Source organism: Pseudomonas sp. PDM20, from assembly GCF_014852575.3.
In the GTDB taxonomy this organism is placed as follows: domain Bacteria; phylum Pseudomonadota; class Gammaproteobacteria; order Pseudomonadales; family Pseudomonadaceae; genus Pseudomonas.
In genome coordinates, this window is sequence record NZ_CM181224.1 from 921,414 (window position 1) to 934,038 (window position 12,625).

General features: G+C 66.5%; 12 protein-coding genes. 6 read left to right on the forward strand and 6 right to left on the reverse strand.

The features are described 5' to 3' along the window. Positions 1 to 62: 62 nt before the first annotated feature. The 3 genes from IB261_RS04510 (at position 63) to IB261_RS04520 (ending at position 2,662) form a co-directional block, all read left to right on the forward strand. The gene (locus IB261_RS04510) at positions 63 to 959 is read left to right on the forward strand and encodes a PA4780 family RIO1-like protein kinase (protein WP_081517288.1); all 897 of its coding nucleotides are present in this window, start codon (positions 63 to 65) and stop codon (positions 957 to 959) included. Between the two features lie 5 nt (positions 960 to 964). Further along, positions 965 to 1,525 carry a nucleotidyltransferase family protein gene (locus IB261_RS04515; RefSeq protein WP_192382207.1) on the forward strand — a complete coding sequence of 187 codons (561 nt, stop codon included), beginning with the start codon at positions 965 to 967 and terminating at the stop codon, positions 1,523 to 1,525. A 246-nt stretch (positions 1,526 to 1,771) separates the two neighbouring features. After that, on the forward strand, positions 1,772 to 2,662 hold the full coding sequence (locus tag IB261_RS04520; RefSeq protein ID WP_081517290.1) for an EamA family transporter: 891 nt from the start codon (positions 1,772 to 1,774) through the stop codon (positions 2,660 to 2,662). A gap of 146 nt (positions 2,663 to 2,808) precedes the next feature. On the opposite strand, the gene IB261_RS04525 is transcribed toward IB261_RS04520, so the two are convergent. The 5 genes from IB261_RS04525 to IB261_RS04545 all read right to left on the reverse strand — a co-directional run bounded on the left by IB261_RS04525 (position 2,809) and on the right by IB261_RS04545 (position 6,922). Beyond that, the gene (locus IB261_RS04525; protein ID WP_081517291.1) at positions 2,809 to 3,135 is read right to left on the reverse strand and encodes a type II toxin-antitoxin system HicB family antitoxin; all 327 of its coding nucleotides are present in this window, start codon (positions 3,133 to 3,135) and stop codon (positions 2,809 to 2,811) included. Then, positions 3,132 to 3,386 (reverse strand): type II toxin-antitoxin system HicA family toxin, encoded by a 255-nt coding sequence (locus IB261_RS04530; protein WP_151189376.1) that lies wholly within the window; start codon positions 3,384 to 3,386, stop codon positions 3,132 to 3,134. Before IB261_RS04530 ends, IB261_RS04525 begins: the two co-directional genes overlap by 4 nt. Before the next feature lie 91 nt (positions 3,387 to 3,477). Continuing rightward, positions 3,478 to 3,879, reverse strand: a complete 402-nt coding sequence (gene cueR / locus IB261_RS04535; RefSeq protein ID WP_081517293.1) for a Cu(I)-responsive transcriptional regulator — start codon at positions 3,877 to 3,879, stop codon at positions 3,478 to 3,480. 51 nt (positions 3,880 to 3,930) lie between these two features. Continuing rightward, positions 3,931 to 6,336 (reverse strand): heavy metal translocating P-type ATPase, encoded by a 2,406-nt coding sequence (locus IB261_RS04540; protein ID WP_192381553.1) that lies wholly within the window; start codon positions 6,334 to 6,336, stop codon positions 3,931 to 3,933. A gap of 103 nt (positions 6,337 to 6,439) precedes the next feature. After that, a complete protein-coding gene (locus tag IB261_RS04545) occupies positions 6,440 to 6,922 on the reverse strand; it encodes a hypothetical protein (protein ID WP_081517295.1) in 483 nt (160 codons plus the stop codon). 153 nt (positions 6,923 to 7,075) lie between these two features. Between IB261_RS04545 and IB261_RS04550 the strand changes: the two genes are divergently transcribed. Further along, on the forward strand, positions 7,076 to 7,273 hold the full coding sequence (locus IB261_RS04550; protein WP_081517296.1) for a heavy-metal-associated domain-containing protein: 198 nt from the start codon (positions 7,076 to 7,078) through the stop codon (positions 7,271 to 7,273). 36 nt (positions 7,274 to 7,309) lie between these two features. Here IB261_RS04550 and IB261_RS04555 read toward each other — a convergent pair whose 3' ends face one another. After that, complete coding sequence (locus IB261_RS04555) at positions 7,310 to 7,942, reverse strand: TetR family transcriptional regulator (protein WP_081517297.1); 633 nt, start codon at positions 7,940 to 7,942, stop codon at positions 7,310 to 7,312. A gap of 156 nt (positions 7,943 to 8,098) precedes the next feature. Here IB261_RS04555 and IB261_RS04560 point away from each other — a divergent pair, with 156 nt between their 5' ends. Both IB261_RS04560 and IB261_RS04565 read left to right on the forward strand, forming a co-directional pair. Then, on the forward strand, positions 8,099 to 9,283 hold the full coding sequence (locus IB261_RS04560) for an efflux RND transporter periplasmic adaptor subunit (protein ID WP_081517298.1): 1,185 nt from the start codon (positions 8,099 to 8,101) through the stop codon (positions 9,281 to 9,283). Between the two features lie 12 nt (positions 9,284 to 9,295). After that, positions 9,296 to 12,454 carry an efflux RND transporter permease subunit gene (locus IB261_RS04565; protein ID WP_192381554.1) on the forward strand — a complete coding sequence of 1,053 codons (3,159 nt, stop codon included), beginning with the start codon at positions 9,296 to 9,298 and terminating at the stop codon, positions 12,452 to 12,454. The last annotated feature ends 171 nt before the right edge of the window (positions 12,455 to 12,625 follow it).

Consider the following 12,625-nt stretch of genomic DNA (forward strand, 5'->3'; position numbering starts at 1 on the left):
CGGTTGTCGAGGATTGCCGTATAAGGAGCGCAGCGCCCCAGAGAGGTACGCCAGGAAGCCTGATGAAAACCCCGAAACGCCTGGAGCCGTTGATCGAAGACGGCCTGATCGATGAAGTATTGCGCCCGCTGATGAGCGGCAAGGAAGCAGCGGTCTACGTGGTGCGCTGCGGCGCCGAGCTGCGCTGCGCCAAGGTCTACAAGGAAGCCAACAAACGCAGCTTCCGCCAGGCCGCCGAGTACCAGGAAGGCCGCAAGGTGCGCAACAGCCGCCAGGCCCGCGCCATGGCCAAGGGCACCAAGTACGGCCGCAAGGAGCAGGAAGACGCCTGGCAGAACGCCGAGGTGGCTGCGTTGTTCCGCCTGGCCAACGCCGGGGTACGCGTACCCAAGCCTTACGATTTCCTCGACGGCGTGCTGTTGATGGAGATGGTCGCCGACGAAGAGGGCGACGCCGCGCCGCGCCTGAACGACGTGGTGATGGAGCCTGAGCTGGCCCGTGACTTCCACGAATTCCTCATCCGCCAGATCGTCATGATGCTCTGCGCGGGCCTCGTGCATGGCGACCTGTCGGAATTCAACGTGCTGGTCGGCCCGGACGGCCCGGTGATCATCGACCTGCCGCAGGCCGTGGACGCCGCCGGCAACAACCATGCCTTCCGCATGCTCGAGCGCGACGTGGGCAACATGGCCGCCTACTTCGGCCGCTTCGCCCCGGAGCTCAAGTACACCCACTACGCCAAGGAAATGTGGGCCCTCTACGAGGACGGCAAGCTGCAGCCGGACACCCCGCTGACCGGGCACTTCGACGATCCGGAAGACGAGGCGGACGTGGATTCGGTGCTGCGTGAAATCGCCGAGGCCATGCGCGAGCAGGAGCGCCGCGAAGCCGGCCGCGCCGCCCAGGACGCCCCGCCGCAACGCGACGAACCGCCGCCTCCGCCGTGGGAACAGGCCTGAGCCAACTGCCCGGCGAGCCAGAGCTGCTCGCCTTGATCGCCGGGCAACCTCAACGCCTGCACCTGCTGCGCGTGGTGCGCGATCACGGCCCGCAAGGCGCCTGGATCGCTGCCGGTTTCGTGCGCAACGCGGTGTGGGACGCCTTGCACGGCTATGACGAGCCCACGCCGCTCAGCGATATCGACGTCTTGTATTTCTCGGCAGACAACCTGGAGCCCGAGGCGGACTATGCCTGGGAGCGCCGGCTGCTGGAGGCCTGCCCGGACCAGCCCTGGTCGGTGCGCAACCAGGCGCGGATGCACCTGCGCAATGGCGATGCGCCCTACAGCGATTGTGGCGACGCCATGTGCCATTGGGTGGAAGTGAGCGCAGCGGTGGCGGTACGCCTGCGTGGCGAGTCCCTAGAGTCCCTGGAGTTGCTGGCGCCGCTGGGGATCGACGACATCTGGCAGCTGCGCGTCCGGCCAACCGAGCACTTCCGCGCCAAGCCGCAGATCTACCGCGAGCGCATCGCCGCGAAGAACTGGCCGGCGCGCTGGCCGAAGCTGCACATAGAGACCCTGTAAATCCTTTTCGCCGAAATCGCCGTCATGCTCTGCGTAGGATGGGTGGAGCGCAGCGATACCCGTGCTGATGGTTTCCCGGGATTGATGGGCATCGCTTCGCTCCACACCATCCTACTCACGGTTCCTGCTTTGGCCTGGGTTGGATTCCCGTTTGGTCCTGCGAAAGAACTGTAAGCCCTCAACTGTATCCATACATTTCAGACGCGGGCTGTTAGTTTTGCCTCATCCCACCCCGAGCGCTCTGCCATGCCCCTCCGCCACGTTCTCCTCGCCCTGCTGGTCACCCTGATCTGGGGCGTCAACTTCGTCGTGATCAAGGTCGGCCTGCACGACTTCCCGCCGCTGCTGTTCTGCGCCCTGCGCTTCGCCCTGGCGGCGCTGCCGCTGATCTTCCTGCGCGGCCCGCTGCCGGCGCCGTTCTGGCGTATCGTGCAGATCGGCGTACTGCTGGGTGTGGTCAAGTTCGGGCTGCTGTTCGTCGGCATGCACATCGGCATGCCCGCCGGCCTGTCGTCTCTGGTGCTGCAGAGTCAGGTGTTCTTCACCGTGCTGATCGCCGCCGCCTTCCTCGGCGAGCGTCCCAGCCCGCGCGCCCTGATCGGCCTGGCGCTGGCCGCCGGTGGCCTGCTGCTGATCGGCCTGGAGCGCCCCATGGGCGACAGCCTGGTAGCCTTCCTGCTGGTGATTGCCGCCGCGCTGGCCTGGGCCTTCTCCAACATCGCCACCAAGCGCTCCGGCGCCAGCGATATGCTGCGCCTGATCAGTTGGGTCAGCCTGATCCCGCCACTGCCGCTGCTGGTCCTCTCGTGGATATTTGAAGGCCAGGAAGCCATCGAGCACGCAGTGCTGAACATCAGCTTGAGCGGGATGGGCGCGCTGCTCTACATCGCCTTCCTCGCCACCACCGTCGGCTTCGGCCTGTGGAGTTTCCTGCTGCGCCGCTATCCGGCCAGCCAGGTCACGCCTTTCGCCCTGGCCGTGCCGGTGTCGGGCCTGCTGTCGGGCTGGCTGTTCCTTGGCGAAGACCTCACCACCCAGGACTGGATGGCCTGCGTGCTGGTGTTCGTCGGCCTCGCCGTGACCGTGCTGCCGGCCTCCATCTGGCGTCGCCGTGCGGTGGCCAGCGCACAAGGCTGATCGCTCCTGCGATTTTTCGTAGGGCGGATAAAGCGGAACGCTTTATCTGCCGTTGCCGGTTTCGGCGGATAACGCCAGAGGCGTTATGCGCCCTACGGTCTAGCAAGTGAGGCTGACAGGAGGATTGCAGGAGCGAGCCTGCGGTGTCAGACCGCTTCGCCGAGGCGGTCCACTACCCACTGGTTGATGCTCTGGTTGCTCAACTCCGCCTTGATCGCCACCTGCGCGTGAAGTTGCGGGTCGAGGCGCAGGCTGAGCTTGCCGGAGAATGGCCGTTGCGGCTCGCGACCAAGTTTCGCGCAAGTCGCCAGGTAGTCATCCACGGCCTCTTCGAACGCCCCGCGCAATTCGTTGACCGACTCGCCGTGGAAGCCGACGACATCGCGGATGCCGGCGATATGGCCGATGAACAGCCGGTCATCGTCGCTGTATTCGATCCGTGCGGCGTAGCCCTGATATTTCATGGGGGTCATGGGTGGATTCCTGACTGTTCGAGCAAGGCGCGTGCGTCACGCACCTGGTAAGGCTTGGCCTCCTTGGCCGGATGCGGGCGATGGAAGGTGGCGACTATGCCATTCAGCTCGAAGCGCACCCGCGAGCCATTGCCCTCGATCACCTGCGCGCCGAGCGCGATCAGCAGCGACTCGATGCGTAGCCATTCCAGTGAAGCCGGGACGGGAAGGGAGAAGATCAGCTCCAGCGTCCTGCGGTGCCGGGCATTCATCCTGTGCTCCGGTGATTGGTATCAGATTATGCTACCAATCGATGCGGTTAGCCAGATATCGGACGCTTCGCCGAGTACGCCTGAAAATTCCTCAATGACAGCAATTCCCCGACTCCAGGTCCTTGAGGATCGGGCAGTCCGGGCGGTGGTCGCCCTGGCAGTGGTCGCTGAGCTCCTGCAGGGTGTCGCGCAGGCTGCTGAGTTCGGCGATCTTGCGGTTGAGTTCGTCGATGTGCCGGGCGGCCAGGGCCTTCACATCGGCGCTGGCGCGGGCGCGGTCCTGCCAGAGGGCGAGCAGTTGGCCGACTTCCTCCAGCGAGAAGCCGAAGTCCCGCGAGCGGCGGATGAACGCCAGGGTGTGCAGGTCCTGCTCGCTGTAGTGGCGGTAGCCGCTGGCGCTGCGGCCGGCGGGGGCCAGCAGGCCGGTGGATTCGTAGTAGCGGATCATCTTCGCGGTCAGGCCGCTTTTCTTCGCCGCTTCGCCGATGTTCATGCCGATGTCTCCTGAACGAACGCCCCCGCTTCTCGGGCGGGGGCGTGGGGCTTATTGGTGATCACGCGGTTTCCAGCGCTTGAGCAGCAGGGCGTTGCTCACCACGCTGACACTGGAGGCAGCCATCGCCGCGCCGGCGACCATGGGGTTGAGCAGGCCGAAGGCGGCCAGCGGGATGCCCACCAGGTTGTAGATGAAGGCCCAGAACAGGTTCTGGCGGATCTTCGCGTAGGTGCGCCGGGAGATGTCCAGCGCCGCCGGAACCAGGCGCGGGTCGCCACGCATCAGGGTGATGCCGGCGGCGTGCATGGCGACGTCGGTGCCGCCACCCATGGCGATGCCCACGTCTGCCGCAGCCAGTGCCGGGGCGTCATTGATGCCATCGCCGACCATCGCCACGACCTTGCCTTGCTGGCGCAGCGCGCCGACCACGGCAGCCTTGTCGCCGGGCAAAACCTCGGCGTGTACGTCGTCCAGGCCCAGGGCGTCGGCCACGACCTTGGCGCTGCCACGGTTGTCGCCGGTGATCAGGTGACTGGCGATGCCGCGCTCGCGCAGGGCGTCGATGGCGGTCTTCGCGCCTTCCTTGAGGCTGTCGCCGAAGGCGAACAGGGCGATCACCCGTGCCTGCGGCTCGCGTTCGATGAGCCAGGACAGGGTGCGGCCTTCTGCTTCCCAGCGCTGTGCCGATTCAGTGAGCGCGCCGGGTTGCAGCCGGGCTTCGTCGAGCATCCGGCGGTTGCCCAGTGCCAGCAGGCGGTCGTCGATGCGGCCCTGGATGCCCCGGCCGGTCAGGGCCTGGGTGGCCTCGGCGGCGGCAGGGTTCAGGCTGCGTTCGGCGCAGGCGTCGAGCACGGCACGGGCCAGCGGGTGTTCGCTGCCGCGCTGCAGGGCGCCGGCCAGGGCGAGGGCTTTGGCCTCGTCGCCGTTCGCCGCGAGGTTGGTGATGCGCGGCTGGCCGGAGGTCAGGGTGCCGGTCTTGTCGAAGGCCACGGCGGTCACGGCGTGGGCGACTTCCAGGGCTTCGGCGTCCTTGATCAGGATGCCGTATTTCGCCGCGACGCCGGTTCCGGCCATGATCGCGGTCGGGGTGGCGAGGCCGAGGGCGCAGGGGCAGGCGATGACCAGCACGGCCACGGCGTTGATCAGTGCCTGTTCCCAGCCGGCGCCGGCGATCAGCCAGCCGACCAGGGTGAGCAGGGCGATGCCGATCACCACCGGGACGAACACGTTGCTGACCTTGTCCACCAGCTTCTGGATCGGCGCCTTGGCGGCCTGGGCGTCTTCCACCAGGCGGATGATTCTGGCCAGCACGGTCTCGCCGCCCAGCGCGGTGGTCTTCACGCGCAGTACGCCTTCGCCGTTGATCGCACCGCCGGTGACCGGATCGCCGACGTCCTTGGGCACCGGCAGGCTTTCGCCGGTGATCAGGGCTTCGTCGGCGTGGCTCTGCCCGGCGAGGACTTCGCCGTCCACCGGGAAGCGTTCGCCGGGGCGCACCAGCACTTCATCACCCAGGCGCAGTTCGGCGATGGCGACGTCTTCCTCGACGCCGTCCCGCACGCGGGTGGCGCGTTCCGGGCGCAGGGCCTCGAGGGCGCGGATGGCGGCGGCGGTCTGGCGCTTGGCGCGGCTTTCCAGGTACTTGCCGAGCAGGATCAGGGTGATGACCACGGCGCTGGCTTCGAAGTACAGGTGCGGCATCTGCCCCGGAGCGGCGGCGTACCAGAGGTACAGGCTCAGGCCGTAGCCGGCGCTGGTGCCGAGGGCGACCAGCAGGTCCATGTTGCCGCTGCGGGCGCGCACTGCCTTGTAGGCGGACACATAGAAGCGTGCGCCGATAAGGAATTGCACGGGCGTGGCGAGGAGGAATTGCACCCAGGCCGGCAGCATCCAGTGCTGGCCGAACCAGTCGCCCACCATCGGCAGCACCAGCGGCAGCGACAGCAGGATGGCGGCGGCCAGCCACCAGCGCTCGCGCGCCAGACGGGCCACGGCCGGATCCACGGCGGGCTGATCGGGTTCGATGGGGCGGGCCTTGTAGCCCGCCTTGTCGACGGCGGTGATCAGCGCGGCGGCGTCCACCGCGCCGAGCAGTTCGACGTGGGCGCGCTCGCTGGCCAGGTTGACGCTGGCCGTGCGTACGCCGGGGACCTTGTTGAGGGCGCGTTCGACGCGGCCGACGCAGCTGGCGCAGGTCATGCCGTCGATGGCCAGTTCCAGGCTATGGGCCGGTACCTGGTAGCCGGCCTGTTCGACAGCGGCGACCAGCGCCGGCAGGGTCTCACCGCTGGATGGCGCGGCGAGCTGCACGCGGGCCTGCTCGCTGGCGAGGTTGACACTGGCGTCCTGCACGCCGGGCACTTTGCGCAGGGCGCGCTCGACGCGTCCTGCACAGCTGGCGCAGGTCATCCCGGAGACGGGGAGGTCGAGTTCGATGGGGTTGGCGCTGTTCATGGGGTTTCTCCCTGAAGTTCCCCGATAGCATCAACCTTGACACGAGGGCAAGGTCAACCCTCGTTCGCTGCCAGCTTGTCGCAGGTCAAAGCCGTGGCCGGGATCAGCTGCCGCTGGAGACCGGCATGAGATACAGCCCGCTCTCGCTGTTGGCGATGCGGAACTTGCGCACTTCGCCGGCGTGCAGCTGCACGGACTGGGCGCGCAACGGCTGGATGCCGCTGCGGCAGAGGCCGGAGTTGGCGGTCTGCAGGCGCAGGGAGACCTCGCCCGGCGGCAGGTTGAGGGCGATTTCGCCTTCGGGCTGCAGGCGCGAGACCTTTTCGTCCTGGACATACAGGTCGATGTCGCAGGCGGTGCCGGTGTCCAGCCGTTCACGGCTGACGATCAGCACGGCATAGGCCACCGGCTGGGCGTCGGGCACCGGCCAGGAACCGGGAGTGCTTGGCGGTGGCGTGGCCGGGGAGGTGGGTACGGGCGGCGCCGAGGGTTCCTCGGGCATGCCATCGGCCCAGGCGCTCGAAGGCAGGCCGGCGAAGGGCAGGGCGGCGGCGAAGCCGGCGGCGATTAAAAGGGAACGGCGCATGGCGTTCTCCGACGAGTCAGCTGTTTCCGCAGCTTGGCTGAGAGCCTGACGTAGGACAAGTGCAAGGCGAGTGCAACGCGAGAGGCTTGACCTTGCCACGGTGGCAAGGTCGAGACTGCATCCAACGCTTCAATCCATCAGAGGAGAGATTCCATGCACACCTTCAATGTCAAGGGCATGAGCTGCGGCCACTGCGTGCGGGCCATCACCCAGGCGGTACAGGCGCTGGACGCCGCAGCGGACGTGCAGGTCGACCTGGGCGCCGGTGAAGTCCGCGTTGCCAGCCGGCTGGACGAGCCCGCGATCCTCGCGGCGATCCGCGAGGAAGGCTACGAGGCCGAGGCGGCCTGAGGTTTCATCCCTTCCGGGCCGGCGTTCTGCCGGCCCTTACGCCTGTGCCGGGTGCCAGTCGCGCACCAGGCCACGGAACACGGCGTCGAACAGTTCGCGGGTTTCCTGCAGCGGGTCGAACAGGGCCGGGTCGCGCAGCCAGTCGCTGAGCAGGCCGAAGATCATCGCGTGCACCGCGCGCGAGGCAATCTTGGGCGTCACGCCGGGCATCAGCCGCGTGCGGCAGTCCTCGCGGCTGAACAGCTGCTCGCAAAGCTCGATGAACTGCCGGACGAACTGGTTGTGGCGTTCCTCGGCATCGCGCAGCTCATCGGTGAACTCGCAGCGCTGCAGGAGGATGGTGAGGATGCGTCGGCGCTGCTCGTCGCGGGCGAGGTTCTCGACCACTTCCACGCTGAGCTGGAACAGCGATTCGATCGGGTCGTGACCGTCGCACCCGGACAGCCGCTGCGCCAGTTGCTCAGGCGGCAGGCGGACCTGGTTGAGCATGTCGTTGAACAGGTGCGCCTTGTTCTGGAAGTGCCAGTACACCGCCCCGCGGGTGACGCCAGCGGCGCGCGCGATCTCTTCCAGGCTGGTATTTGAGACGCCTTTCGCAAAGAAAAGGCCTTCAGCCGAGTCGAGAATCGTCTGACGGGTTCGTTCCGAATCTTCTTTAGTTCTTCGCATGGCGCTTGGTGGTATACAGGCTAGGATCACTGGGTGACAGGCAGTTTACTGATTTTATTGCGCTAACAGTGCTTTACAGACACTGGCGTAGGTAAAAGTCACGCAGTCGTCGTCTTTTTGGGGTTCCGCCGTCAGTCATTTCCATGGAGAGGTTACATGCCGTTTGCCCGTCGTTTGCCCGTCGCGCTTGCTGTCGTTGGGTTGCCAGTCCTGTTCGCTGCCTGGGCCCAGGCCGAGGACAAACCGGCTGCGGCAGCGCCTCCGCCCCCGGCAGTGACGGTCGAAGTGGCCAAGAGTGCTCCGGTGCCGCTGACCTTCGAATACGCCGCGCGGACCGCCGGCTACCGCGAAGTGGAGGTGCGCGCCCAGGTCAGCGGCATTCTGCAGCGCCGCACCTACGAGGAAGGCCGGCCGGTGAAGGAAGGCCAGGTGCTGTTCCGCATCGACCCGCGCCCCTACCAGGCCGCGCTGGGCCAGGCCAAGGGGTCGCTGGCACAGACCCAGGCGCGCTACCGGCAGACCGAGCGTGACCTCAAGCGGATCCGCGAGCTGCAGGCCAAGGGCTTCGCCAGCGAAAGCGAGCTGGACCGCTACACCTCCGATTTCGAACAGGCCAAGGCCGACGTCGAGGCCGCCCGCGCCAACGTCCAGGCCAAGCAGATCGACCTCAACTACACGACGGTCACCGCGCCGATTTCCGGCATGGCGAGCAAGGAAGTGCGCTCCGAAGGCAGCCTGGTGGTGGCCAGCGACCCGAACTCCAGCCTGCTGACCAAGCTCACCCAGCTCGACCCGGTGTACGTCAACTTCGCCTACCCCGACACCCAGGCGACGCAGATGAACGATGGCGTGAAGAGCGGCCGCTACCTCCTGCCCAAGGACGGCAAGCTGACCGCCGAGCTGCGCTTCGGCGACGGCAGCAAGTACCCCATCGAAGGCGTCGTCGACTTCACCGACAGTTTCGTCAATACCGGCACCGGCACGGTGAACGCCCGCGCCGTGGTGCCCAACCCGCACAACCTGCTGATCCCCGGCCAGTTCGTGCGCATCCTGATCACCGGCATCACCCAGAGCAATGCCGTGACCCTGCCGGAGCGCGCGCTGGCCCAGGGGCCGCGCGGCACCTTCGTCTACGTGGTGGACAAGGACGGCTTCGCCCGCGTGCGCCAGGTCACCACGACCAAGACCGTGGACGGCCGCTGGATCATCGATGCCGGTGTGGATGACGGTGATCGGGTGATAGTCGACGGGCTGCTCAAGGTACGCCCCGACCAGCCGGTCAAGGCCGTGGAAGGTGGCGCGCAGGAATCTGCCGCCAATACCGCTTCGTCCCAGTCCTAAGGAGCGCCCATCGTGATTTCGCGCTTCTTCATCGAACGTCCGGTGTTCGCGATGGTGATTTCCATCGTGATCCTGCTCGCGGGCCTGGTGGCCATGCGCGCGCTGCCCATCGCTCAGTACCCGGAAATCGTGCCGCCGGAAGTCTCCGTGACGGCCTCCTACCCGGGCGCCAGCTCCCAGGTCATCGCCGAAACCGTGGCCGCTCCGCTGGAGCAGGAAATCAACGGCGTGGAGGGCATGATCTACCAGCTGTCCAACTCCGACGCCAGCGGCGCCATGAGCCTGACCGTGTACTTCGAGGTCGGCACCGACCCCGACCAGGCCACCATCGACGTCAACAACAAGGTGCAGGCGGCGCTCGCCAAGCTGCCCGAGGAAGTGCGCCGGCAGGGCGTGAAGGTGGAGAAGAAATCCTCCGATATCCTGCAGGTGGTGACGCTGTTTTCGCCGGACAACTCCCGCGACCCGATCTTCATCAGCAACTACGCGCTGATCAACGTGATCGACGACCTCAAGCGGATTCCCGGTGTCGGCGACGTCAGCCAGTTCGGTTCCAAGGACTATTCCATGCGCATCTGGCTGCGGCCGGACAAGCTGGCGCAGTACAACCTCACGCCTACCGACGTGGTGAACGCGGTGCGCGAGCAGAACTCGCAGTTCGCCGCCGGCAGCTTCGGCCAGCAGCCGATGAAGGAGCCGCAGGACTTCACCTACATGGCCACAGCGCAGGGGCGCTTCACCGATCCGAAGGAGTTCGAGAACGTCATCCTGCGCAGTGATTCCACTGGCGCCAGCCTGCTGCTCAAGGACGTGGCGCGGGTCGAGCTGGGCGCACAGGACTACTCCCTGGTTACCTCGCTCAACGGCCAGCAGAACGCTGCCTTCGGTATCTACCTGCAACCGGGCGCCAACGCCCTGGACACCGCCGAGGCCGTGCGTACCCACATGGAAGCGCTGGCCAAGCGTTTCCCGCAGGGCATCGCCTTCAAGATTCCCTACGACACCACTACCTTCGTGAAGGTGTCCATCGAGGAGGTGATCCATACCTTCATCGAGGCGCTGATCCTGGTGATGGTGGTGGTGTTCATCTTCCTGCAGAACATCCGCGCCACGCTGATCCCGGTGCTGGCGATCCCGGTGTCGCTGGTCGGCACCTTCGCCGGCATGTACCTGATGGGCTTCTCCATCAACCTGTTGTCGCTGTTCGGCATGGTGCTGGCGATCGGCATCGTGGTGGACGACGCCATCGTGGTACTGGAGAACGTCGAGCGGGTAATGCGCACCGAGAAGCTCAGCCCGAAAGAGGCGGCGATCAAGGCCATGGAGGAAGTGACCGGGCCGATCATCGCCATCGTGCTGGTGCTCTGCGCGGTATTCATCCCGGTCGGCTTCCTCGGCGGTCTGGCGGGCCAGATGTACAAGCAGTTCGCGATCACCATCGCCGTGTCGGTGGTGATTTCCGGCATCGTCGCGCTGACGCTCTCTCCTGCGCTCTGCGCGCTGATCCTCAAGCCCGAGCACAAGGAGCCGGCTGCGCCATTCCGCTGGTTCAACAACGCCTTCGAACGCATCACCAACGGCTACGGCGCCGGGGTGCAGTTCTTCCTCAAGCGGGCGGCCCTCGGCCTGATACTGTTCGGCGGCATGATCGCGCTGCTGGTCATCCTGTTCGGCCGGGTGCCCGGCTCGCTGGTGCCTGACGAAGACCAGGGCTACGTGCTCAACGCCTACTTCCTGCCGCCGGCGGCTTCGCTGAGCCGTACCGAGAAGCTCACCGGCGACGTGACCCAGGAACTGATGAAGCATCCGGCCGTGGCCGACGTGGTGACCTTCGCCGGTTTCGACATCCTCACCTTCGGCACCCGCAGCAACGCCGGGGTGTCCTTCGTCACCCTGAAGGACTGGAAGGAGCGCAACACGCCCGAGCTGGACGCACGCAACCTGACCCGCGAGTTCATGAAGATGGGGGCGGGCCAGGAAGACGGTGTGGTGATGTCCTTCAACCCGCCGCCGATCACCGGCATGAGTACCACCGGCGGCTTCGAGGCCTACATCCAGGACCGCAGCGGCGGCACCTCCGAGCAGCTCGAGGAGATCACCACCAAGTTCCTTGCAGCGGCCGGCAAGCGCCCTGAACTGGCGGGGCTGAACACCACCTTCAACGCCAACGTGCCGCAGTACTACGTCGACCTGGACCGTACCAAGGCGCGTTCCCTGGGCGTGGCTATCGACGACGTGTTCACGGCCATGCAGTCCACCTTCGGCAGCTACTACGTCAACGACTTCACCCTCTACGGGCGGACCTGGCAGGTCTCCCTAGAGTCGGAGCCGGAGTTCCGCCGCAAGCCGGACGACCTCAGCCAGGTCTTCGTCCGCTCGTCCACCGGCGATCTGGTGCCGCTGACCACGCTGGTCTCGGTCAAGCGCATCCTCGGCCCGGACTCCTACGCGCGCTTCAACGTGTTCCCGGCGGCCAAGCTGCTCGGCGGCCCGGCGCCCGGCTACAGCTCCGGCCAGGCGCTGGCGGCCATGCAGGAAGTGGCCGACCAGGTGCTGGGCGAGGACTACTCGCTGGCCTGGATCGGCTCGGCCTACCAGGAACTGGCGACCCAGGGTTCGGGCAGCACCGCGTTCATCTTCGGCCTGATCCTGGTGTTCCTCATCCTCGCCGCCCAGTACGAACGCTGGACCCTGCCGCTGGCGGTGGTCACTGCGGTGCCCTTCGCGGTGTTCGGTGCGATCCTGGCGATCTGGCTGCGTGGGCTGGATAACGACGTGTACTTCCAGGTCGGCCTGGTGACCCTGATCGGCCTGGCGGCGAAGAACGCCATCCTGATCATCGAGTTCGCCGTGCTGTGCCGCGAGGAGCAGGGCATGGGCCCGGTCGAAGCGGCGCTGGAGGCGGCCAAGCTGCGCTTCCGCCCCATCGTGATGACCTCGCTGGCCTTCATCCTGGGTTGCGTGCCGCTGGCCATCAGCACCGGCGCCGGTTCCGCGAGCCGCCATTCCATCGGCACCGGGGTGATCGGCGGGATGCTCGCCGCGACCCTGCTGGCGACCTTCCTCATCCCGATGTTCTACATGCTGGTGGAGTCGGCCGCGGACAAGGTCGGCGGCCGCAAGGCCAAGGCCAAGGCCAAGCCCGAGCCAGAGGGCGCGCACGAAGCCTGATGCGAAAGCGGGCCCGGCCGGTGTGGCCGGACCCGCTTCTCCCATTGTTTCGGGAGTTGCCCAGGTAGTTGCTTAGGGAGCTTGCTAATTTTCCGGCGCTCGCCACAATGCAAGGCTTCGCCGCGCCTTCCCTGCGCGCCAATCCGTTAGCCACACCTGCCTGCCTGCGGT

Coding starts and splice junctions, on each gene's coding strand:
- cueR (WP_081517293.1), bottom strand. CDS start 3,879: ATGAACATCGGCGAAGCGGCGAAGAAAAGCGGCCTGACCGCGAAGATG.
- IB261_RS04510 (WP_081517288.1), top strand. CDS start 63: ATGAAAACCCCGAAACGCCTGGAGCCGTTGATCGAAGACGGCCTGATC.
- IB261_RS04530 (WP_151189376.1), bottom strand. CDS start 3,386: ATGAATGCCCGGCACCGCAGGACGCTGGAGCTGATCTTCTCCCTTCCC.
- IB261_RS04555 (WP_081517297.1), bottom strand. CDS start 7,942: ATGCGAAGAACTAAAGAAGATTCGGAACGAACCCGTCAGACGATTCTC.
- IB261_RS04545 (WP_081517295.1), bottom strand. CDS start 6,922: ATGCGCCGTTCCCTTTTAATCGCCGCCGGCTTCGCCGCCGCCCTGCCC.
- IB261_RS04540 (WP_192381553.1), bottom strand. CDS start 6,336: ATGAACAGCGCCAACCCCATCGAACTCGACCTCCCCGTCTCCGGGATG.
- IB261_RS04520 (WP_081517290.1), top strand. CDS start 1,772: ATGCCCCTCCGCCACGTTCTCCTCGCCCTGCTGGTCACCCTGATCTGG.
- IB261_RS04560 (WP_081517298.1), top strand. CDS start 8,099: ATGCCGTTTGCCCGTCGTTTGCCCGTCGCGCTTGCTGTCGTTGGGTTG.
- IB261_RS04550 (WP_081517296.1), top strand. CDS start 7,076: ATGCACACCTTCAATGTCAAGGGCATGAGCTGCGGCCACTGCGTGCGG.
- IB261_RS04525 (WP_081517291.1), bottom strand. CDS start 3,135: ATGACCCCCATGAAATATCAGGGCTACGCCGCACGGATCGAATACAGC.